General features: G+C 69.9%; 22 protein-coding genes. 17 read left to right on the plus strand and 5 right to left on the minus strand.

All coding sequences use genetic code 11. The features are described from left to right. Nucleotides 1-10: 10 nt before the first annotated feature. The 8 genes from nagZ to tatC all read left to right on the plus strand — a co-directional run bounded on the left by nagZ (nt 11) and on the right by tatC (nt 6,504). Nucleotides 11-1,051 (plus strand): beta-N-acetylhexosaminidase, encoded by a 1,041-nt coding sequence (gene nagZ / locus ACWPN5_RS18855; RefSeq protein WP_492296823.1) that lies wholly within the window; start codon nt 11-13, stop codon nt 1,049-1,051. Between the two features lie 100 nt (nt 1,052-1,151). Then, the gene (locus ACWPN5_RS18860) at nt 1,152-1,808 is read left to right on the plus strand and encodes a site-2 protease family protein (RefSeq protein WP_186466227.1); all 657 of its coding nucleotides are present in this window, start codon (nt 1,152-1,154) and stop codon (nt 1,806-1,808) included. Between the two features lie 4 nt (nt 1,809-1,812). Then, nucleotides 1,813-2,628 carry a segregation and condensation protein A gene (locus tag ACWPN5_RS18865; protein ID WP_349602185.1) on the plus strand — a complete coding sequence of 272 codons (816 nt, stop codon included), beginning with the start codon at nt 1,813-1,815 and terminating at the stop codon, nt 2,626-2,628. After that, complete coding sequence (scpB, locus tag ACWPN5_RS18870) at nt 2,625-3,278, plus strand: SMC-Scp complex subunit ScpB (protein ID WP_145690349.1); 654 nt, start codon at nt 2,625-2,627, stop codon at nt 3,276-3,278. The genes ACWPN5_RS18865 and scpB overlap by 4 nt, the downstream gene beginning before the upstream one ends. 108 nt (nt 3,279-3,386) lie before the next feature. Then, the gene (locus ACWPN5_RS18875; protein WP_492296826.1) at nt 3,387-4,709 is read left to right on the plus strand and encodes an ABC transporter ATP-binding protein; all 1,323 of its coding nucleotides are present in this window, start codon (nt 3,387-3,389) and stop codon (nt 4,707-4,709) included. Nucleotides 4,710-4,808: 99 nt separating this feature from the next. Further along, a complete protein-coding gene (locus ACWPN5_RS18880; protein WP_492296828.1) occupies nt 4,809-5,087 on the plus strand; it encodes a twin-arginine translocase TatA/TatE family subunit in 279 nt (92 codons plus the stop codon). A gap of 48 nt (nt 5,088-5,135) precedes the next feature. Next, entirely contained in the window at nt 5,136-5,678 is a 543-nt protein-coding gene (tatB, locus tag ACWPN5_RS18885) for a Sec-independent protein translocase protein TatB (RefSeq protein WP_349602181.1), read from the plus strand. 22 nt (nt 5,679-5,700) lie between these two features. Then, nucleotides 5,701-6,504, plus strand: a complete 804-nt coding sequence (tatC, locus tag ACWPN5_RS18890) for a twin-arginine translocase subunit TatC (protein WP_149164873.1) — start codon at nt 5,701-5,703, stop codon at nt 6,502-6,504. Nucleotides 6,505-6,516: 12 nt separating this feature from the next. On the opposite strand, the gene ACWPN5_RS18895 is transcribed toward tatC, so the two are convergent. Continuing rightward, a complete protein-coding gene (locus ACWPN5_RS18895; protein ID WP_492296831.1) occupies nt 6,517-7,728 on the minus strand; it encodes a GGDEF domain-containing protein in 1,212 nt (403 codons plus the stop codon). A 138-nt stretch (nt 7,729-7,866) separates the two neighbouring features. Here ACWPN5_RS18895 and serS point away from each other — a divergent pair, with 138 nt between their 5' ends. The 4 genes from serS to ACWPN5_RS18915 are packed head-to-tail and all read left to right on the plus strand — an operon-like array spanning nt 7,867 to nt 11,912. Continuing rightward, nucleotides 7,867-9,132 carry a serine--tRNA ligase gene (gene serS, locus ACWPN5_RS18900; RefSeq protein ID WP_492296833.1) on the plus strand — a complete coding sequence of 422 codons (1,266 nt, stop codon included), beginning with the start codon at nt 7,867-7,869 and terminating at the stop codon, nt 9,130-9,132. Beyond that, the gene (gene surE / locus ACWPN5_RS18905) at nt 9,132-9,914 is read left to right on the plus strand and encodes a 5'/3'-nucleotidase SurE (RefSeq protein WP_114858910.1); all 783 of its coding nucleotides are present in this window, start codon (nt 9,132-9,134) and stop codon (nt 9,912-9,914) included. The genes serS and surE overlap by 1 nt, the downstream gene beginning before the upstream one ends. A 28-nt stretch (nt 9,915-9,942) precedes the next feature. Then, nucleotides 9,943-10,596: a protein-L-isoaspartate(D-aspartate) O-methyltransferase gene (locus ACWPN5_RS18910; RefSeq protein ID WP_200476306.1), complete on the plus strand. Its 654-nt coding sequence runs from the start codon at nt 9,943-9,945 to the stop codon at nt 10,594-10,596. A gap of 26 nt (nt 10,597-10,622) precedes the next feature. Next, the gene (locus ACWPN5_RS18915) at nt 10,623-11,912 is read left to right on the plus strand and encodes a peptidoglycan DD-metalloendopeptidase family protein (RefSeq protein WP_492296836.1); all 1,290 of its coding nucleotides are present in this window, start codon (nt 10,623-10,625) and stop codon (nt 11,910-11,912) included. Here ACWPN5_RS18915 and ACWPN5_RS18920 read toward each other — a convergent pair. Next, entirely contained in the window at nt 11,869-12,726 is an 858-nt protein-coding gene (locus ACWPN5_RS18920) for an ATP-binding protein (RefSeq protein ID WP_200476305.1), read from the minus strand. The genes ACWPN5_RS18915 and ACWPN5_RS18920 overlap by 44 nt on opposite strands. Nucleotides 12,727-12,864: 138 nt before the next feature. Between ACWPN5_RS18920 and ACWPN5_RS18925 the strand changes: the two genes are divergently transcribed. The 5 genes from ACWPN5_RS18925 (at nt 12,865) to ACWPN5_RS18945 (ending at nt 17,093) form a co-directional block, all read left to right on the plus strand. Beyond that, the gene (locus tag ACWPN5_RS18925) at nt 12,865-13,605 is read left to right on the plus strand and encodes a hypothetical protein (RefSeq protein ID WP_492296838.1); all 741 of its coding nucleotides are present in this window, start codon (nt 12,865-12,867) and stop codon (nt 13,603-13,605) included. 111 nt (nt 13,606-13,716) lie between these two features. Continuing rightward, on the plus strand, nt 13,717-14,088 hold the full coding sequence (gene yajC / locus ACWPN5_RS18930) for a preprotein translocase subunit YajC (RefSeq protein WP_145690325.1): 372 nt from the start codon (nt 13,717-13,719) through the stop codon (nt 14,086-14,088). A gap of 36 nt (nt 14,089-14,124) precedes the next feature. Next, nucleotides 14,125-15,723 carry a protein translocase subunit SecD gene (secD, locus tag ACWPN5_RS18935; protein WP_247895892.1) on the plus strand — a complete coding sequence of 533 codons (1,599 nt, stop codon included), beginning with the start codon at nt 14,125-14,127 and terminating at the stop codon, nt 15,721-15,723. A 12-nt stretch (nt 15,724-15,735) separates the two neighbouring features. Next, nucleotides 15,736-16,689, plus strand: a complete 954-nt coding sequence (gene secF / locus ACWPN5_RS18940; protein ID WP_247888530.1) for a protein translocase subunit SecF — start codon at nt 15,736-15,738, stop codon at nt 16,687-16,689. A 26-nt stretch (nt 16,690-16,715) separates the two neighbouring features. Beyond that, entirely contained in the window at nt 16,716-17,093 is a 378-nt protein-coding gene (locus ACWPN5_RS18945) for an Mth938-like domain-containing protein (protein ID WP_200476303.1), read from the plus strand. A gap of 85 nt (nt 17,094-17,178) precedes the next feature. Here ACWPN5_RS18945 and ACWPN5_RS18950 read toward each other — a convergent pair whose 3' ends face one another. The 3 genes from ACWPN5_RS18950 to ACWPN5_RS18960 form a co-directional block, all read right to left on the minus strand. Next, nucleotides 17,179-17,784, minus strand: coding sequence for a superoxide dismutase (locus ACWPN5_RS18950; RefSeq protein ID WP_014197280.1), 606 nt, complete (start codon nt 17,782-17,784; stop codon nt 17,179-17,181). 69 nt (nt 17,785-17,853) lie between these two features. Continuing rightward, nucleotides 17,854-19,164, minus strand: a complete 1,311-nt coding sequence (gene hpnE / locus ACWPN5_RS18955; RefSeq protein ID WP_492296841.1) for a hydroxysqualene dehydroxylase HpnE — start codon at nt 19,162-19,164, stop codon at nt 17,854-17,856. A 9-nt stretch (nt 19,165-19,173) separates the two neighbouring features. Then, nucleotides 19,174-20,124 carry a squalene/phytoene synthase family protein gene (locus tag ACWPN5_RS18960; protein WP_492296842.1) on the minus strand — a complete coding sequence of 317 codons (951 nt, stop codon included), beginning with the start codon at nt 20,122-20,124 and terminating at the stop codon, nt 19,174-19,176. Between the last annotated feature and the right edge of the window lie 21 nt (nt 20,125-20,145).

The following is a 20,145-nucleotide window of genomic DNA, read 5'->3' on the forward strand; positions in this document are numbered from 1 at the left end:
CGCTCACGCCGTGACCGAACACGACCGCGCGGCCCATCGCGCCGTGGTGTTCGGCGCCGCCGGCACCGCCCTGACCGCGGACGAGCGCGCCTTTTTCCGCGACGCCGATCCGCTGGGCTTCATCCTGTTCCGGCGCAATTGCGAGACGCCGGAGCAGGTCCGCGCGCTGGTGGCGGAGATGCGCACGGCGGTGGGCCGCGCCGACGCTCCCGTGCTGATCGACCAGGAGGGCGGGCGGGTGGCCCGGATGCGCCCGCCGCACTGGCCGGCCTTTCCGCCGATGCGCGCCTTCGGCGACCTTTCGGCCCGCGACGCCGCCGCCGGGCGGGAGGCCGCCCGGATCAACGCCCGGTTGCTGGCGCTGATGCTGGCCGATTGCGGCGTGACGGTGGATTGCGCCCCGGTCTGCGACGTGCCGGTGGAGGGCGCCCACGACATCATCGGCGACCGCGCTTTCTGCGGCGATCCGGCCCGTGTGGCCGATCTGGCGCGGGCGACCTGCGAGGGGCTGATGGCCGGCGGCGTGCTGCCGGTCGTCAAGCATCTGCCCGGCCATGGCCGGGCCTTCACCGACAGCCACGCCGAACTGCCGGTGGTGGACGCCCCGCGCGCGGCGCTGGAGGCCACCGACTTCGCGCCCTTCCGCGCCCTGGCCGACATGCCGCTCGGCATGGTCGCCCATGTGGTGATGAAGGCCATCGATCCGGACCAGCCGGCCAGCACCTCGGCGATCGTGGTGCGCGACGTGGTGCGCGGCTCCCCCATCGGCTTCGACGGGCTGCTGTTCAGCGACGACCTGTCGATGGGCGCGCTGGCCGGCGGCATGCGCGGTCGGGCCGAGGCGGTTCTCGCCGCCGGGCTGGACGTCGTGCTCCACTGCAACGGCGTGATGGAGGAGATGGCGGCGGTGGCCGAGGGTGTTCCGGCGATGAGCGACGCGGCCGTCCGCCGCTGGGCGCGGGCCGAGGCGCTGCGCGGCCCGGCGCCGCCGGTGGACGCCGACGAGCTGCGGGCGCGTCTGGCGGAACTGCTGGGAACTCCCCAAGTTTAAGGCCGGCCGGATTCAAGGCCATGCTCAGGCTTCCCGGACGGGTCCGGGGGGCATAACGGGAGAGACGGGCGTGCTGGAAGGTCTGATAGACCGCATACCGATGATCTTCGCGGTCGCCATCCCCGCGATCCTCGCCATCACGATGCACGAGGCGGCGCACGGATTCGTGGCGATGTGGCGCGGCGACGATACGGCGTGGCGGCTCGGCCGGGTGACGCTGAACCCGCTCCGCCACATCGACCCGCTGGGCACGGTAGTGCTGCCGGCGGTGATGTATTTCACCACCGGCTTCGTCTTCGGCTGGGCCAAGCCGGTGCCGGTGAATTTTGGGCGTCTGCATCACCCGCGCCGCGACATGGTGTGGGTGGCGCTGGCCGGCCCGGGGGTGAATTTCGTTCTGGCGCTGGTCTCCGCGATCATCTGGGGCTTCACCAGCCCGCAGGGCGGGGCGACCGAGATGTGGGTCCGCGCCGCGCTGGAGGTGTCGGTCCTGGTCAACGTCGTGCTGATGGTCTTCAACATGATCCCGCTGCCGCCGCTCGACGGCGGGCGCGTGGCGGTCGGCATCCTGCCCGACGCGCTGGCCTTCCCGCTGGCCCGGCTGGAGAAGTACGGCATGCTGATCCTGATCGGCGCTTTCTTCCTGCTGCCCTTCATCGGGCGTGAGCTTGGCATGGACCTCAGCGTCTTCTCCTGGGTGCTTGGCCCGCCGATCGACTACATGATCGACCTGATCCGCATCCTCAGCGGCAACTGACGGAATGGTTGGCAGGAAACCCCCGGATCATGAGGACGAGGCCGCGGCGGCCAGCCCGGCGGAACAGCTCGTCCTCGTCCTGGACGGGTTCGAGGGGCCGCTCGACATGCTGCTGGCGCTGGGGCGCGAGCAGAAGGTGGACCTGACGAAGATTTCCATCCTCCAGCTCGCCGACCAGTATCTCGCCTTCATTGCCGAGGCGCGGAAGGTGCGGCTGGAGCTGGCGGCGGACTATCTCGTCATGGCGGCGTGGCTGGCCTATCTGAAGTCGCGCCTGCTGATCCCGGAGGTCGAGGACGAGGAGCCCTCGGGCGAGGACATGGCGGCGGCGCTGGCCTTCCAGCTCCAGCGGCTGGAGGCGATGAAGGGGGCGGCGGCCAAGCTGTTCGCCCGCCCGCAGCTCGGGGTGGACCGCTTCGCCCGCGGCGCCCCGGAGGACCTCGACATCCTGCGCAAGTCGGTCTTCCAGGTCACGCTCTACGACCTGCTGAAGGCCTATGGCGAGCACAGGAAGCGGCAGGAGGGCGGCGTCCTGCACATCGAGCCGGTGCGCCTCTATTCGCTGGAGGACGCGGTGCGCCGTCTGTCCGAGCTGCTGGGCCGCATGCCGGACTGGGCCACCCTGTCGAGTTTCCTGCCCGACGGCGTGCGCGGCGGGCTGCTGACCCGCTCGGCGCTGGCCGCCCATTTCGCGGCGACGCTGGAGCTGGCCAAGGCGGGGCGGGTGGAGCTTCGCCAGGACGGCGCCTTTTCCCCCATCTACGTCCGCCGGGCATTGCGCCGGCATGAGCACCAGCATGAGCAAGGCGACGAGGAATGAGCGGACCCGACGGCATGATCCAGGAGATCGAGAACCCGGAGGAGGTCGAGCGGCGCCTGCGCGATCTGCGCCTGCTGGAAGCGTTGCTCTTCGCTTCCGCCGACCCGCTGGATGAGGAAACGCTCGGCCGGCGGCTGACCCGCGACGCCGACGTGCGGGCGCTGCTGGAGGAACTGCGCGTCCATTACGCGGCGCGGGGCGTGAACCTGATCCGCACCGGCGCCGGCTGGTCCTTCCGCACGGCGCTCGACCTCGCGCCGCTGCTGCGGCCGGAGGAGGAGGTCTCCAAGAAACTGTCCCGCGCCGCCATCGAGACGCTGGCGATCATCGCCTACCACCAGCCGGTGACCCGGGCCGAGATCGAGGCGATCCGCGGCGTGGCGACCAGCAAGGGCACGCTGGACATCCTGATGGAGAACGGCTGGATCCGGCCGGGCCGCCGCCGCGAGACGCCGGGCCGCCCGCTGACCTGGATCACCACCGACCATTTCCTCGACCATTTCGGCCTGGAGACGCTGCGCGACCTGCCGGGGGTCGAGGACTTGCGCGCCGCCGGCCTGCTCGATTCGCGGCCCGTGCTGCTGGGCATCGGCGGAGCCGGGCTGGAGGATACGGAACCATCGGAAAACACTGACGATTCCGATACCTGAGCGAAACGCTCGAAAATAAGAACCATTTGCATCAGGGTCGGCGCACCGGTACTAAGGTCAATCGACCGCCATCAAACGACCCCCGGGCCGCTTCAGACTGGGACCGCCATGGATCGTCCGTCCGTCACCGACGCCCGTTCTTTCTCCGCGACCGGAGACGCCGTTTCCGAACCCCGCCCGGCCGGCCTGCGCAGCGCGCTGCGCGACAAGGCGTCGGCCCTGTTCAGCCGCGGGACCGATCCGCGGCAGGGCGCGCCCTGCGAGGCCGCGCCGGTCACGCTGCCGGTCAACGGGCGGCATCTCGACGCCTCCGGTCCGCAGGGCGGCCCCCGGGGCGGCGGCGCCGCCATCACGATGGAGGCCCTGGCGCTGAACGGCGTCACCCACCGCTACGGGCGCGTCGTCGCCGTCGACGATGTCAGCGTGACCATCGGGGCGGGGGAGATCGTCTGCCTGTGCGGGCCGTCCGGCTGCGGCAAGTCCTCGCTGCTGCGCATCGCGGCGGGGCTGGAGGCGGTGCAGACCGGCTCCGTCCGGATCGGTGGCACGGTGGTGGCTGACGAGCGCGGCGCGGTGCCGCCGGAACGCCGCGGCGTCGGCCTCGTCTTCCAGGATTACGCGCTGTTTCCGCACCTGTCGGTGCTCGACAACGTGCGCTTCGGCCTGACCGCCCTGTCCGGCGAGGCGCAGCGCAAGCGGGCGCTGGAGACGCTGGGGCAGGTCGGCATGGCCGGCTACGCCGATTCCTTCCCGCACCACCTGTCCGGTGGGCAGCAGCAGCGCGTGGCGCTGGCCCGCGCGCTCGCCCCGAATCCGGCGGTCCTGCTGCTCGACGAGCCCTTCTCGGGCCTGGACGCCCGGCTGCGCGAGCAGGTGCGCGACGAGACTCTGCACGTGCTGAAGCAGAACGGCGCGGCGACCATGCTGGTCACCCACGATCCGGAGGAGGCCATGTTCCTGGCCGACCGCATCGCCCTGATGCGCGCCGGCGAGGTCGTCCAGGTCGGCAACCCGGTGGACCTCTACACCCGCCCGGTCAACGCCTTCGCGGCCGAGTTCTTCGGCGAGGTCAACCGGCTGTCGGGCGTCGTGCGGGATGGGGCGGTGGACACGCCGGTCGGCCCGATCCCCACGGAGGTCGCCGACGGCACCGCCGTCGACGTGCTGATCCGCCCGGAGGCGCTGAAGCTGTCCGCCCAGCCCGCGGCCACCGTTCCCGCCGGGGACCTGCCGGTTTTGGCGCGGGTGATGGCGGCGCGCCTGCTGGGCCGGACCAGCCTGGTCCATCTCGACGTGCCGGACGGGAATGGCGGGTCGGTGCATCTGCACTCCCGCATGCCGGGCCAGTTCCTGCCCGCCGAACAAAGTCACGTTTCGGTGTGCATGGACCTGTGTCAGGCCTTCGTTTTTCCAGCCGGTGCACCCACTTAGTCGTTTGAGCGGTTTCGCCCGACCGATCGTTGCGGGAGGGGAACCTTTCTGCCATAGTGCCGCCCCGCCATTGGGCTGCCTGTTCAGGAAACGTGTGTCATGGGATTCTCCAGCGTCTGGCATTGGGTCATCGTCCTTCTGATCGTCCTGCTCCTGTTCGGCGCCGGCAAGCTGCCGAAGGTCATGGGCGACCTCGCCAAGGGCATCAAGAACTTCAAGGCCGGCCTGAAGGACGAGGAAGAGGGTACCGCCGCCGGTGCCGACTCCAAGGTCCTGCCGAACCAGCCGGTTCCGCCGGCCCAGCCGGTGTCCCCGGTCCATCCGGTTTCGCCCGCTGCCGATCCCGGCGTGAAGAAGGACGAGACGGCCCGCACCTGACCGTCCGGCGCCCGTCATCCCCGCGCCGCTTCGAAAGGCTGAGGAGCCATGTTCGACATCGCATGGTCGGAACTGATGGTCATCGCGGTCATCGCCCTCGTGGTGATCGGCCCGAAGGACCTGCCCAAGGCCATCTACACCCTGGGAAAATGGGTGAAGAAGGCGCGCGTCGTCGCGCGCGATTTCCAGGGCCACATCGACGACATGATGCGGGAGGCGGAGCTTGACGAGCTTCGCAAGGAGGCCCTGAAGGTCCGCGACACGAACCTCCAGAAGATGGTCGAGAACACGATCGATCCGAAGGGGGATCTGAAGGGCGCCTTCGACATGGGGGGCGACCTCGGGGCCAGCGGCTATCACGGCAGCCCGCCGGAGGATGGCCCGTCCTCGACGGCCGCATCTCCGACCCCCGTGCCTCCCGTCGGTTCGCCGCAGGTGACGGCGGCCCAGCCGCAGCCGGCGACCGAACCGCCGGTCACGGCCCCGCTTCCTCCGGCTCCGCCAGCGGAATTCGTCCCGGCCCCGGCCCAGCCGCCGGTTCCGGCCTCCGCCGATTCCGCTGCGGCGGCAACCACGAACAAGCAGGCGTGACCCAGTGTCCGGCGAAACGCGCATGACCGGCGAGTCCGACGACGAGCTCGAAGAAAGCAAGATGCCGCTGATCGACCATCTGGTCGAGCTGCGCAACCGGCTGATGTACGCGACGCTGGCGATCCTCATCGCCTTCTTCGTCTGCTACGCCTTCTCGGACCGCATCTACAACTTCCTCGTCCAGCCCCTGGCCGACATCCTGGCCGGGCAGGGGCGGCGGATGATCTACACCGGCCTGACCGAAGCCTTCTTCACCTATGTGAAGGTGGCTTTCTGGGCCGGCTGCTTCCTGTCCTTCCCCATCGTCGCCAGCCAGATCTGGATGTTCGTCGCACCCGGCCTCTACAAGCACGAGCGCAAGGCCTTCCTGCCCTTCCTGGTGGCCACCCCGATCCTGTTCTTCCTGGGCGGGGCGATGGTCTACTACTTCATCTTCCCGCTGGCTTGGCGCTTCTTCCTGGGGTTCGAGTTCCACCCGGGGATGGACGCCGGCGCCCTGCCGATCGAGTTCGAGGCCCGCGTCAGCGAGTATCTCGGCCTCGTGATGCATCTGATCTTCGCCTTCGGTCTGGCCTTCCAGCTTCCGGTCCTGCTGACCCTGCTGATCCGCGCCGGGCTGCTGACCACGGAGACGCTGGCCGCCAAACGGCGCTACGCCATCGTGTTCGTGTTCGTCGTCGCGGCGATCCTGACCCCGCCGGACGTCATCAGCCAGGTCGGCCTCGCCATCCCGCTGCTGGCGCTCTACGAGGTGTCGATCCTGATCGGTCGCCGCATCGAGAAGACGCGCGGCGACGCCGACGAGACGGAAGCCGAACAGGCGTAAGGCCGTCACGCCCTACGCCGTCGCTTCGTCGACCACCACCTGATTGCGGCCGTTCCGCTTGGCCCGGTAGAGGGCCAGGTCGGCGGCCGCCAGAGCGGCATCGAGATCCTCACCGCTGCGGCAAGCGGCGATGCCGATGCTGACGCTGGCGGCGATCTCGTGGCCCTGGAAGGGCAGCGGCCGCGCCGCCACGTCGCGCCGCAGCGCCTCCGCCAACGCTGCCGCCCCGCTCCGGTCGGTGTCGGGCAGCAGAAGGCAGAACTCCTCCCCGCCATAGCGCCCGAACAGGTCGGTGCGGCGCAGCCGCGTCGTGACGGTCTCGGAGAAAAGCCGGAGAAGCGCGTCGCCGGCGAGATGGCCGAAGGTGTCGTTGACCCGCTTGAAGCGGTCGAGGTCGAGCAGCAGCAGGGTCAGCGGCGCCCCGTTGCGTTGCGCCCGCAGCAACTCCCGCTCGGCGTGCTTGAGGAAGGCCCGGCGGTTGTAGGCGCCCGTCAGCGGGTCGATGGTGCCGATGCGGTCCAGATCGGCCTGAAGCTTCTCGCTGGTCATGACAAGGAAACCGAATCCCCAGCCCGTGACCGCCAGGATGGCCTCCAGGAATCCGGCGCTCTGCACCAAGTTGGGTGACAGGATGCTGTCCACCGGCCCGCCCCAGGCGGTCAGCACGGCGCGCCCTGCCACGAACAGGGCGTGGGCCAGGAAAACCAGGGCGGTGACCCGTTGCGCCCGGCGCGGCCGGTCCCCCGGCCCCGTCCACCACAGCTCCAGGGCCGCCAGCAGCGACAGGCCGGTGATTCCGGCGGACATGATCAGGACACGCGCCGTCACGTCGTTGGTTGCCACCACGAACCACGCGATGCCGGCGGTCAACACGGCGAGCAGCGCCATCCCGAAGCGCCAGGGGATGGACCGTCCGGCGAAGCTGCGCACGCCGAACCAGTTTAGGATGTAGGTGGCGGCCACCAAGGCGTTGCTCAGCGGCACGACGGCGGCAGCCGGCCAGACGCCGTAAGCGGTGACCATGGCCATCCCGACGGTGCCGAGCAGCGCTCCCCCGGCCCAATAGGCCAGCGCGGTGATGTGGCGGTGCGCTCTCCAGGTCAGGAAGGCGGCGATGGACAGCAGAGCGCCGATGCCCACCAGGACGATGATGAGGGTGCGGGTGTCGAGGATCATGTCCGGAGTGGGGAGGGGCAGCGGTCGATTCCGGGGTTCTGCACGCATTCGCGTTCCCGGCGCCACCGATAAGTATAGGACACCAATCATTTCAGGGTCTTTCCCATCGGCGGGGCTCCGCCTCTGGACCTTCACCCGGCGGCGGACTATAACCAGCCTCCCACCCATTCCGTATCGCCGTGAGCCATGCACGACCTTCGCGCCATCCGTGAGAACCCCGAATCCTTCGACCGCGGTCTCGCCCGCCGGGGCCTTGAGCCGATGTCGCCGACGGTGCTGGACCTCGATTCGCGCCGCCGCGCCGCGCAGACCCACTTGCAGGAGATGCAGGCGCGCCGCAACGAGGCGGCGAAGGAGATCGGCCTCGCCAAGCGGGAGGGCCGCGACGCCCAGCCGCTGATGGACGAGATGGCGCAGCTCAAGGAGCGGCTGCCCCAGGTCGAGGAGGAGGAGAAGGCGCTGGGCGCCGAGCTGGAGGGTCTGCTCGCCTCCATCCCGAACCTGCCCGCCGACGACGTGCCGGAAGGCCCGGACGAGAGCGCCAACGTCGAAATCCGCCGTTGGGGCGAGCCGAAGGCGATCGCCGACGCCAAGCAGCATTTCGAGCTGGGCGAAGCGCTGGGCCTGATGGATTTCGAGGCGGCGTCGCGCATGTCGGGCGCCCGCTTCACCGTGCTGAAAGGCGGCCTGGCCCGGCTGGAGCGCGCGCTCGCCGACTTCATGCTGGATATCCACACCGGCGAGCACGGCTACACCGAGATCGCGCCGCCGCTGATGGTCCGCGACAACGCCCTGTTCGGCACCGGCCAGCTTCCGAAGTTCGAGGAGGACCTGTTCCGCACGGGCGACCACTACCTGATCCCGACCTCGGAAGTGCCGCTGACCAACCTCGTCAACGACCAGATCGTGGCGACGGAAGAGCTGCCCTACCGCTACACCGCGCTGACCCCCTGCTTCCGCGCCGAGGCCGGGTCGGCGGGCCGCGACACCCGCGGCATGATCCGCCAGCACCAGTTCTGGAAGGTCGAGATGGTCAGCGTCACCGCGCCGGACCAGTCGGAGGCGGAGCACCAGCGCATGACCCAGTGCGCCGAGACCATCCTGCAGCGGCTGGGGCTGCCCTACCGCGTGGTCACGCTGTGCACCGGCGACATGGGCTTCTCCGCGCGCAAGACCTACGACATCGAGGTCTGGCTGCCCGGCCAGAACATGTACCGCGAGATTTCGAGCTGCTCGAACTGCGGCGACTTCCAGGCCCGCCGCATGAAGGCCCGCTGCCGTCCGAAGGGCGAGAAGCAGACGCAGTTCGTCCACACGCTGAACGGCTCGGGCGTGGCGGTCGGGCGCTGCCTGATCGCGGTGCTGGAGAACTACCAGCAGCCCGACGGCTCCATCCTGGTCCCCGAAGCGCTCCGGCCCTACATGCGCGGGCTGGAAAGGATCACCGCCTGATGTTCGATCACCCGCTCGACCTGTCGAACGCGCGCATCCTCGTCACCAACGATGACGGCATCCACGCGCCGGGCCTGAAGGTGCTGGAGGCCATCGCGCGCTCCCTCACCGACGACGTGTGGGTCGTGGCGCCGGAGATGGAGCAGTCGGCGGCCAGCCATTCGCTGACCATCAACCGGCCGCTGCGCCTGCGCCAGCTGGACGAGCGGCGCTTCACGGTGGACGGCACGCCGACCGACTGCGTGCTGCTGGCGGTCAACAAGGTGATGCGGGACGCCCGGCCGACGCTGGTCCTGTCCGGCGTCAACCAGGGCTCCAACATCGGCGAGGACGTGACCTATTCGGGCACCATCGCGGCGGCCATGGAGGCGACCCTGCTGGGCGTTCCGGCCATCGCGCTCAGCCAGCATTACGAGACCCGCTCCCAGATCGACTGGTCGGCGGCGGAGCGCTGGGGGGCCGAGGTGGTTCGCAAGGCGGTGTCCACGCCCTGGCCGAAATACGTCCTGCTGAACGTGAACTTCCCGGCCTGTCCGGCGGACCGGGTCACCGGCATCCAGGTGGTCCGCCACGGCAAGCGCAAGATCGGCGACGAGCTGGTGGAGCGTGTCGATCCGCGCGGCAAGCCCTATATCTGGATTGGGACGCTGCGCGGCGAGGCGGACGTGGCGCCGGACACCGACATCCATGTGGTCTTCCACGGCGGCATTTCGGTGACGCCGGTCTATCTGGACCTGACCCACACGCCGACGCTCCAGACGTTGCGGCACGCGTTCGAATAGAGGTGTTTCCGAGGGGAATGGGCAGGGTGTGACCGTCGAGGCACGCAAGATCCGGCTTCTGATGGCGTTGCGCCGCAACGGCGTGACCGACACCCGGGTTCTGGCCGCGATCGAACGGATCCCGCGCGAGCGCTTCGTCCCAGACCCCTTCCAGGATCAGGCGTGGGAGGACACGGCGCTTCCCATCGATCTGGGCCAGACCATCAGCCAGCCGCTGATCGTGGCGCTGATGACCCAGGCGCTGGAGCTTGGGGAGCGCCAGCGGGTGCTGGAAATCGGCACCGGCTCCGGCTACCAAGCGGCGGTTTTGTCGCGGCTGTGCCGGCGGGTCTACACCATCGAGCGGCTGCGCCCGCTGCTGACCGAGGCGGAGAGCCGATTCCAGGCTCTGCGCCTGCACAACATCACGACCCGCCACGGCGACGGGACGAAAGGCTGGCCCGAACAGGCGCCGTTCGAGCGCATACTGGTCACGGCCGCCGGAGGTCCCGATGCGCCAAAGGACTTGACGGATCAGCTCGCCGTTGGTGGTGTCATGGTCATCCCGCTGGGGGGCGACTACCGCGGTCAGCGGGTCGTCCGCATCCGGCGGACCGAAACCGGTCTTACACGGGAGGATTTGTGGCCCGTCCGCTTCGTACCGTTGCTGTCCGACCCTCCGTCCCCTCCCGGAACGGAGTAGTTGGCCCGTTCGGCGTGTCATTCCGCGTGTCCGGGCGCGCCCTCCTCGCGGCGCTGACGATGATCCCGCTGCTCGCCGCCTGCCAGCAGCGCACGGGAGAGCTGGCGCCGGTCACCTCGGTGTCCAACACCCCGGATTCCATCGGCGGCGCGGTGATCGTGCAGCGCGGGGACTCCGCTTATTCGCTGTCGCGGCGCTACAACGTGCCGCTGCGCGACCTGTTGGAGGTCAACCACCTGTCGCCGCCCTACCAGCTCCAGGTCGGGCAGCGCTTGGTCCTGCCGGTGTCGCGCCAGTACATCGTCCAGCGCGGCGACACGCTCTACGGCATCTCCCGCATGTTCAGCGCGGACATGAGCGAGCTGACCCGCCTCAACGGCCTGACCGCCCCTTACGCGGTGCAGGCCGGGCAGCCGCTGCGCCTGCCGGGCGGTGGCGATGCGTCGGGGGGCACCGCGGTGGCTCAGGCGCCGTCCTCCAACGCCGGGGCCGCGGTCGGCGGCGTGGTCGCCTCGGCGCCGGTCAAGCAGGTGTCGCGCGGGTCCATCCAGGCGGCGGAGCTGCCGCCGCCGGGCGCCTCGGCTCCGGCACCGGTCGAAAGGGCCCCGGTGGACAGCCCGCCGTCGACCGCGACCGTCCTCGCCCCGGTGCCCGCCGCCAAGCCGGGCGCCGCGCCGGAGGCGACGACCGGAGCACCCGTCTACCAGCCCGGGCAGGCCCCGACCTCGCTGCGCCCGCCCGGCCAGAAGCCCGCCGTTCCGGAGCCGGCGCCCGCGCCGCGCGTCGTCGAGGCCGCTCCGGTCCCGGCTCCGCCGCCGGCACCGGCCCAGGAGGTCGCCGCCGCCCCGCCCCCGCCGCCAAAGGCCGCGGAGCCGGCGACGGCGCAGCGCGCCACCGGGCGCCTGCTCTGGCCGGTGAAGGGGAAGGTGATCTCGACCTTCGGGCCGAAGCCGGACGGCCTGCACAACGATGGCCTGAACATCGCCGCCACCAAGGGAACGACCGTGGTCGCCGCCGACAACGGCGTCGTCGCCTACGCCGGCAACGAGTTGCGTGGCTTCGGCAACCTGCTGCTGGTGAAGCATTCCGACGGCTTCATCACCGCCTACGCCCATCTCGACCGCATCGACGTGGAGCGGGGCGTGGCGGTGAAGCGCGGGCAGGCCATCGGCACGGTCGGCCAGACCGGGTCGGTGACGAGCCCGCAGCTTCACTTCGAACTGCGCAAGGGCAGCCAGGCGGTCGATCCGCGCGACCGCATGGAGCCGCGGGTCAGCGAAGGGGCTTCTCCAGACGGCCAGCCAGGTCCTGGATGAACTGCCAGGCCACCCGGCCGGAGCGGCTGCCGCGGGTCACCGACCATTCCACGGCCTCGGCCCGCAGCTGCTCCGCCGGGATGTCCAGCCCGAAGCGGGCGGCGTAGCCCTCGATCATCGCGAAGTAGGTCGGCTGGTCGCAGTTGTGGAAGCCCAGCCACAGGCCGAAGCGGTCGGACAGCGACACCTTCTCCTCGACCGCCTCGGCCGGGTTGATGGCGGTGGAGCGCTCGTTCTCGATCATGTCGCGCGGCATCAGGTGGCGGCGGTTGGAGGTGGCGTAGAACACCACATTCTCCGGACGCCCCTCGATCCCGCCCTCCAGAACGGCCTTCAGCGACTTGTAGTGGGCGTCGTCATGGTCGAAGGAGAGGTCGTCGCAGAACAGGATGAAGCGGCGCGGCTCGTCCTTCAGCCGGACGAGCAGGCGGGGCAGGGTGGGAATGTCCTCGCGGTGGATCTCCACCAGAGCCAGCGTGCCGGGATGGTCCTGGGCCACCGCGGCGTGCACCGACTTGACCAGCGAGCTCTTGCCCATGCCGCGCGAGCCCCAGAGCAGGGCGTTGTTGGCGGGCAGGCCGGTGGCGAAGCGGGTGGTGTTGTCGAGCAGGATGTCGCGCTGCCGCTCGACGCCGCGCAGCAGGCCGATCTCGACCCGGTTGACGGTGGGCACCGGCTCCAGCCGGTCGGGATCGGCGTGCCAGACGAAGGCGTCGGCGGCGCCGAGGTCGAGCCGGCCCGGCGGCGGCGGGGCGAGCCGTTCCAGGGCTTCGGCGATGCGGGTGAGGAGGGGCAGCAGTTGGGCGTCCGACATCGTGTTCCTTTGCAGGCGTTTCTTCCGGTTTCGTTGCGCCGACCCTAACCCGTCGCTGCGCCGCCGGACAAGGCGGCGCGCTTGCGGGGGAGGGGTGCGCGCCGCTAAGGTGCGCGCAACGCGAACCGAGGGCCGGCCATGCACGCAGAACGTTCCGTCGATCTCCGCACCCCGGCGGGGAGCGCCGATCATGTCCTGCGGCGGCTGGAGGAGACGCCCCTTCGCGAGGACCCCTTTCCGCATCTGGTGGTGCCGGACGCCCTGCCGGCGGACCTCTACGCCCGCGCCGTCGCCCGTTGGCCGCGGTTCGAGGCGCTGGCCCTCCTGCAGATGGACACGCTTCCCCAGCGCCATCAGATGGTGCTGACCGACCGCGCCCTGAGGGAGATGGAGCCGGAGGCCGGAGCGGTCTGGCGGGAGGTCCGCGATTGCCTGTTCGGTCCGGAGACGCTGAAAAGGCTCGCCCCGCGCTTCCCCTCGCTCGCCGCCAAGCTGGAAACGCCCGTCGCGGCCCGGCCGGCGACGGTCTACGCGCGGCTGGTCGAGGACCATGCGGGCCACGCCATGCTGCCCCACACCGACGTGTTCGGCACCTTCCTGTCCATGCTGCTCTACATGCCGGCGGACGGCAGCCGCCCCGATCTCGGGACGGCGCTGTACCGGCCCCGCGACCCGTCCTTCACCGCCAACACCGGGCGCTCGACGGAGCGGTTCCCGCGCGAGGATTTCGAGTTGGCCGGCACCGCGCCTTTCCTGCCGAACCATCTTCTGGCCTACGCGCCGTCCGACCGATCCTTCCACGGGGTGGAGCCGGTCGAGGCGCCCTGCGTGCGCCGCTTCCTGCTTCTCTTTGCCGTGATGGACAGCCGCGGCCCTTGAAGCCCGGCGGGCGTACCCCTATTCCATTGCATCGACGGCCCGGACCGTTATAGTCGCCGCGTCCGCGAGCGCCCGCTGCGCCTTCGGAACCAAACCACAGGGAGCCTCCAGATGTTCGTTTCGACGGCCTATGCACAGACCGCCGCGCCCGCCGCCGGTGGGGCCGACATGATCGTGCAGTTCCTGCCGCTGATCCTGATCTTCGTCGTCTTCTATTTCCTGCTGATCCGTCCGCAGCAGAAGAAGATGAAGGAACACAAGGGCATGCTGGAGGCCATCCGTCGCGGCGACCGCGTGGTGACCGGCGGCGGCATCATCGGCACCATCACCAAGGTCGGCCCGGACGACGAGCTCCAGGTCGAGATCGCCGAGAACGTCCGCGTCCGCGTCATGCGCTCCACCGTGAATCTCGTGCTGTCGAAGTCCGAGCCGGCCAAGAGCGCCGACGAGAAGGCTGAAGAAAAGGTTGCGGACCGCAAGTAACGCGGTTCTCCGGTAGCGAACGGGACTGGTTTACGAATGCTGTATTTTCCGCGCTGGAAGATTTTTCTGATCGTCGCGATCTGCGTGCTCGGGACCATCCTCACGCTGCCGAATTTTTTCAGCCGCGAGACGCTGTCGGCCCTGCCGAGCTGGTACGCGCACAGCCGGGTCAATCTCGGCCTCGATCTGCGCGGCGGGTCGCACCTGCTGCTCGAGGTGGACATGGGCGCGGTCATCCGTGACCGCGTCGAAGGCCTGGTCGATTCGGCGCGCACCCAGCTGCGCAACGACAATGTCGGCTACACGGCGATCAACCCGGGCGACCGCGGCATCACCGTGCAGCTCCGCGACCCGGCGCAGGCCGACACGGCGGTGCGGGCGCTGCGCCAGCTCGCCAACACCATCGGCGGCGGCCCGCTCGGCGGCGGCCAGCCCGACCTGGAGGTCACCGCCAACGGAGGCAGCGTCACCGCCCGGCTGAGCGAGATCGCCCTGCGCGAGCGCGCCACCCAGGCCATCGAGCAGTCCATCGAGATCGTGCGCCGCCGCATCGACGAGACCGGCGTCAACGAGCCGACCATCGCCCGCCAGGGCGCCGACCGCATCCTCGTCCAGCTTCCCGGCGTCGAGGACCCCGACCGCGTGAAGCGGCTGCTCGGCACCACCGCGAAGATGACCTTCCGCTTGGTCGACATGAACGCCGACCCGAGCGCCGGCCGCGCCCCTCCGGGGACCGACATCCTGCCCTCGGCGGAAGGCGGGCGGGCGCAGAGCGCCTACGTCATCCGCAAGAAGGTCGAGGTGGACGGCGCCAACCTGACCAACGCCACCGCGGGCAGCAACCCGCAGACCGGCGAGTGGGTGGTCAATTTCGAATTCGACAGCATCGGCGCCCGCCGCTTCGCCGACGTGACCCGCGCCAACGTCGGCCGGCCCTTCGCCATCGTGCTCGACAACAAGGTCATCAGCGCCCCGGTGATCCGCGAGCCGATCACCGGCGGACGCGGCCAGATCAGCGGCAGCTTCACCGCCGCCGACGCCAACGACCTCGCCGTGCTGCTGCGCGCCGGCGCCCTGCCGGCCCCGCTGAAGGTGATCGAGGAGCGCACGGTCGGTCCCGACCTGGGCGCCGATTCGATCCGCGCCGGCCTGATGTCGGTGGGGATCGGCTTCGTGCTGGTCTGCGCCTACATGATCGCCGCCTACGGCCTGTTCGGGGCCTTCGCCTGCTTCGCCCTGCTGGTCAACACCGTCCTCACCCTGGCCGCGCTGTCGCTGCTCCAGGCGACGCTGACCCTGCCGGGCATCGCCGGTGTCCTGCTGTCGCTCGGTCTGGCGGTCGACGCCAACATCCTGATCAACGAGCGCATCCGCGAGGAAACCAAGAAGGGGCGCGGCGTCTTCGGCTCGGTCGAGGCCGGCTTCAGCCGTGCCTATTCCACCATCGTGGACGCCAACCTGACCACCGCCATCAAGATGGCCATCCTGTTCGTGCTGGGCACCGGCGCGATCAAGGGCTTCGCCGTCACCATCACCTTCGGCATCCTGATTTCGCTGTTCACGGCCACCGTGCTCGTGCGTCTCATGATGGTCAGTTGGCTGCGCAAGACGCGGCCGGCCGCCCTGCCGGTGTAAGAGGTCATTCCCATGTTCCGGCTTCGTCTGGTCCCTGACAACACCAACATCCAGTTCATGCGCGGGCGACACGCCGGCCTGATCGTGTCGGCGTTCCTGTCGATCGCGTCGGTGGTGCTGTTCTTCTATCCCGGCCTGAACTACGGCATCGACTTCCGCGGTGGCATCGTCATCGAGGCGCGCACGCCGCAGGCCGCCGACTTCGCCTCGCTGCGCCACACGCTGACCCAGCTCAACATGGGGCAGGTGGCGTTGCAGGAGTTCGGTTCGCCCCAGGACGTGCTGATCCGCCTGGAACGCCAGCCGGGCGACGACGCGGCGCAGCAGGTGGCCGCCGACAAGGTGAGGGCCACGCTCGCCCAGGAGATTCCCGGCACCACCGTGCGCCGCGTCGAGGCGGTCGGCGCCTCGGTCAGCGGCGAGCTGTTCTTCAACGGCATGCTGGCGCTCGGCCTCGCGCTGCTGGCGATGCTCGTCTACATCTGGTTCCGCTTCGAATGGCAGTTCGGCTTCGGCGCCATCGTGACGCTGCTGCTGGACGTGACGAAGGTGGTCGGCTTCTACGCGATCACCGGGATGCAGTTCAACCTGACGGCCATCGCGGCGATCCTGACGATCATGGGCTATTCGACCAACGACAAGGTCGTGGTCTATGACCGCATGCGTGAGAACCTGCGCATCTACAAGAAAATGCCGTTGCGCGAGCTGATCGACCGCTCGATCAACGAGACGCTGAACCGCACGCTGGGCACCTCCATGTCGACGCTGCTGTCGATCCTGCCGCTGGCCTTCTTCGGCGGCGAGGCGCTGCAGGACTTCGGCATCGTGCTGATCTTCGGCATTTTCCTGGCCACCTCCTCGTCCATCTTCATCGCCGCCCCCATCTTGCTGTTCCTGGGCGAGAACCGGCTGCGCCGCAACGCGCCGGCGGAGAACGCGGCCCCGGCCGCCAACCCGACGCCCTGAGCGACAAGAACAGGAACGGATCAGAGATGGCGGACATCACGCCGATCATCCCGTCGGACCGTCAGGTCATCGACGGCTACGGGGACGGGCAGTTCTGCGTGTCCGGGCAATGGCGCACCGGGGCGGTCGTGGTCCTTCCCGACCGCACGGAGCCCTGGCGCCCCCAGGACTTCGCCGCCCTGACGGCGGAGGACTTCGCCCAGGTCATCACGGCGGAGCCGCGGGTGGAGTTCCTCCTCCTCGGCTCCGGCGCCCGGATGCAGCTTCTGCCCAAGGCGCTGCGCCAGGGCCTGCGCGACGCCGGTCTGGTGGTCGAAGTGATGGACACCGGGGCGGCATGCCGCACCTACAACGTCCTGCTGGCCGAAGGCCGGCGGGTGGGGGCGGCGCTCTTGCCGGTGTGAGCCGGGTCTGTAGCCCGGCCGGAATGGAGCAACAAAAAAGGCCCCCGATCGGGGGCCTTTTCCGTTCTGGCGATCCGGGGAAGGATCAGGCCGGGGCCTTCGACAGGCGCTCGGCCACGAATTCCCAGTTCACCAGGCTCTCCAGGAACGCCTTCACGAAGTCCGCGCGGCGGTTCTGGTAGTCGACGTAGTAGGCGTGCTCCCACACGTCGGCGGTCAGCAGCGGGAAGTGACCCTGGGCCAGCGGGGTGTCGGCGTTGGAGGTCTTGGTGACCTTCAGCTTGCCGCCGTCGATGTACAGCCACGCCCAGCCCGAGCCGAACTGGGTGATGGCGGCGTTCGAGAACTCTTCCTTGAACTTGTCGACGCTGCCGAAGTCGGCGATCAGGCGCTTCTCAAGCTCGCCCGGGATGGCGCCGCCACCGTTCTTCTTCATGCTCTGCCAGTAGAAGGTGTGGTTCCACACCTGGCCGGCGTTGTTGAACAGGCCCTGCTTGGAGGCGTCGCCGTAGCTTTGCTTGATGACGTCTTCCAGGCTGGCGTCGGCCAGCGGGCTGTCCTTCGTCAGGTTGTTCAGGTTGGTGACGTAGGTCTGGTGGTGCTTGTCGTGATGCAGGTGCAGCGTCTCCGACGACATGAACGGCTGCAGAGCATCATAGCCATACGGGAGCGGCGGCAGTTCGAACGCCATTGAGTTACCCTCTCTTCTTGGATTGTCCCATCTCGGCCCGCGCCTTGGCGGCACGGCACCTCCGTCCGCTCAAATAGGCCCGCGGCGCGGCAAAGTGAAGGCTGGAAAAAGGCCGAGGCGCGAAAAGGTGGTAATCCCAGCGGTTAGGACCGCCCGCGCGGCGAACTCGCCGGAGCGGACCGCACCTTCGAGCGTTGCCGGAAGCCCCATGTTCGTCCAATCGCCGGCCAGAACGAGGTTTTTCAAAGCGGTTCGGGCACAGGGGCGATTCGCCGCATGGACAGGGGACTGGTCCGGAGTCGCCCGGCGCTCCTTGATGATTCGGAAAGGCGGCAGGGCTGCATCGGGGGTGCCCAGCGCTTGTGCCGCGTCGCGCCACAGCGTGGCGGCGACCGCGTCGGTGGGCTGGGCAGCCAGCGCGTCGGCATCGCTGACCGTTACCGACAGCACGTCGCCGCGCCGGAACAGCCAATCGGCGGTGCCACCCACCAGCCCGAGGAAGGGCAGGCCGTCCGGCAGCGCCGTTGCGGCGGGCAGCCGGAAGTGAGCATTGACGATGGCCCGGCCGGCGGCGGGAACGGGTACGGCTTCGGGAAGCAGGCGCGCGGCGATCCAGGCCGGCGCCGCCAGGATCACCACGTCACCGCCGCCGAGGGCGATGCGCTCCCCATCCACCGACAGGGCGGCGATGCGATCCCCCGCGCGCTCCAGCCCATCCACCCGCGCGCCGGTGCGCAGCTCGGCGCCGTGCCGGTCCAGCCACGCCACCGCCGGATCGACCAGGGCGGCCGACAGACCCTTCTCGGCGAACAGGGGGCGGCAGGCGGCCTCGCCGCGCAGCAGCGTTTCCCGCAGCACGGCGCCGAACAGCCGGGCGGACACCCGCTCCGGCGCCCCGTTCATCACCGACACGGCCAGCGGCCGCCACAGGCGGTCGTACAGCGCTCCGCCGGGGGGCAGGGCGTCGGCCACCGCCGCGGCAGGACCGGCGGTCAGGGTCCGCAGGGCGGCGAGGTAATCGGCGGGGCGGCTTTCCGGCACGCGGCGCGCCTTGTCGAACAGCCACATCCCGCCGGGCCGCAGGCACCAGCGCTCGCCGCTGCTGAGATCGAGGAAGGGAAAGGCGGCGGGGCGCAGTTCGGTCAGGGCGCCGCCAGCGCCGACCCGCTCTAGATAGCCGAGCAGGGAGCGGTTGCCGCTGAGCGCCAGATGGCTGCCGTTGTCCACCACACGGTCCAGCGTGGCGTTGTAAAAGGAGCGGCAGCGTCCCCCGGCCTGCGGCGCGCTCTCGTGCAGGATGACCCGGCGCCCGGCCTCGGTCAGGCGGACGGCGGCGGACAGACCGGCAAGGCCGGCGCCGACGATGTGGACGGTGCCCAAGCCGGCCCGTCAGGCGGCGGGCGGATAGCCGAGCGCACAGCGCACGGCCACCAGGGCGCATTCGCGCTTGCCGACCCGCACCCGCCGGTCGAGATCGCGCCAGCCCCGGGCGCGCAGCCGCACCAGCAGCCGGTGGTACAGCACCATCATGGCAACCGCCGCCCACAGCGAGCCGCGCCGCCCGGCGGACTGCCCCTCGGCAAGCGCCCGCCGCGCCTCGGCGAAGCGCTCCTCGGCGAGCACCGCCAGCGCCTCGCAGGTCTGCGGCAGGTTGGGGTGGGCGAGCACCGTGGCGGGGTCGGAGCTGCCGATGCCGGCCTCGTCGAGCAACTCGCGCGGCAGATAGAGCCGGCCCATCTCCGCGTCCTCGGTCAGGTCGCGCAGGATGTTGGTCAACTGCAGTGCCTCACCCAGCGCCAGGGCGAAGGCCTCGGTGGAGGCGTCCGCCCGGTCGAACACGCGAATCGCCAGCATGCCCACCGCGCCGGCGACGCGGCGGCAATAGAGCCGCAGGGTCGGCAGCGCCGGGCCGGTCATGCCCCCGCTGTTGCCGGCCCCGTTGCCGCCGGTCCCGTTGCCACCATCCGCGGGAATGTCCATCGCCATGCCGTCGATCAGCGCTTCAAGCTCGCCGCGCGGCAGGCCGTAGCGCTCGATGGCGCCCTTCAGCGCCGCACCCAGGGAACTGGACGGCGCGCCGCCGGCGTAGAGGCCGCGAATCTCGGTCCTCCAGGCGTCGAGCGCCGCGCGCTTCTCCGCAGGGTCTCCGGGCTCGTCCGCGATGTCGTCGATTCGCCGGCAGAAGGCGTAGATGGCGAACATCGCCGCCCGCTTGGAGCGGGGGAGAAGCAGCATTGGCCAGTAGAAGGTGCTGCCCGACCGCCCGGTCACCGCCGCCGCCGCGGCAGCCGGGCTGCCGGCGGTGTCGCTCTGCGTCGAATCCAGCGATGGCTGCGGCATACGTCGGTCCTGCGTGGTGGC

The sequence above is a fragment of the Azospirillum sp. UENF 211521 genome (assembly GCF_058780535.1).

Coding starts and splice junctions, on each gene's coding strand:
- ACWPN5_RS18860 (WP_186466227.1), top strand. CDS start 1,152: ATGATCTTCGCGGTCGCCATCCCCGCGATCCTCGCCATCACGATGCAC.
- ACWPN5_RS18865 (WP_349602185.1), top strand. CDS start 1,813: ATGGTTGGCAGGAAACCCCCGGATCATGAGGACGAGGCCGCGGCGGCC.
- scpB (WP_145690349.1), top strand. CDS start 2,625: ATGAGCGGACCCGACGGCATGATCCAGGAGATCGAGAACCCGGAGGAG.
- ACWPN5_RS18875 (WP_492296826.1), top strand. CDS start 3,387: ATGGATCGTCCGTCCGTCACCGACGCCCGTTCTTTCTCCGCGACCGGA.
- ACWPN5_RS18880 (WP_492296828.1), top strand. CDS start 4,809: ATGGGATTCTCCAGCGTCTGGCATTGGGTCATCGTCCTTCTGATCGTC.
- tatB (WP_349602181.1), top strand. CDS start 5,136: ATGTTCGACATCGCATGGTCGGAACTGATGGTCATCGCGGTCATCGCC.
- tatC (WP_149164873.1), top strand. CDS start 5,701: ATGACCGGCGAGTCCGACGACGAGCTCGAAGAAAGCAAGATGCCGCTG.
- ACWPN5_RS18895 (WP_492296831.1), bottom strand. CDS start 7,728: ATGCGTGCAGAACCCCGGAATCGACCGCTGCCCCTCCCCACTCCGGAC.
- serS (WP_492296833.1), top strand. CDS start 7,867: ATGCACGACCTTCGCGCCATCCGTGAGAACCCCGAATCCTTCGACCGC.
- surE (WP_114858910.1), top strand. CDS start 9,132: ATGTTCGATCACCCGCTCGACCTGTCGAACGCGCGCATCCTCGTCACC.
- ACWPN5_RS18920 (WP_200476305.1), bottom strand. CDS start 12,726: ATGTCGGACGCCCAACTGCTGCCCCTCCTCACCCGCATCGCCGAAGCC.
- ACWPN5_RS18925 (WP_492296838.1), top strand. CDS start 12,865: ATGCACGCAGAACGTTCCGTCGATCTCCGCACCCCGGCGGGGAGCGCC.
- yajC (WP_145690325.1), top strand. CDS start 13,717: ATGTTCGTTTCGACGGCCTATGCACAGACCGCCGCGCCCGCCGCCGGT.
- secD (WP_247895892.1), top strand. CDS start 14,125: ATGCTGTATTTTCCGCGCTGGAAGATTTTTCTGATCGTCGCGATCTGC.
- secF (WP_247888530.1), top strand. CDS start 15,736: ATGTTCCGGCTTCGTCTGGTCCCTGACAACACCAACATCCAGTTCATG.
- ACWPN5_RS18945 (WP_200476303.1), top strand. CDS start 16,716: ATGGCGGACATCACGCCGATCATCCCGTCGGACCGTCAGGTCATCGAC.
- ACWPN5_RS18950 (WP_014197280.1), bottom strand. CDS start 17,784: ATGGCGTTCGAACTGCCGCCGCTCCCGTATGGCTATGATGCTCTGCAG.
- ACWPN5_RS18960 (WP_492296842.1), bottom strand. CDS start 20,124: ATGCCGCAGCCATCGCTGGATTCGACGCAGAGCGACACCGCCGGCAGC.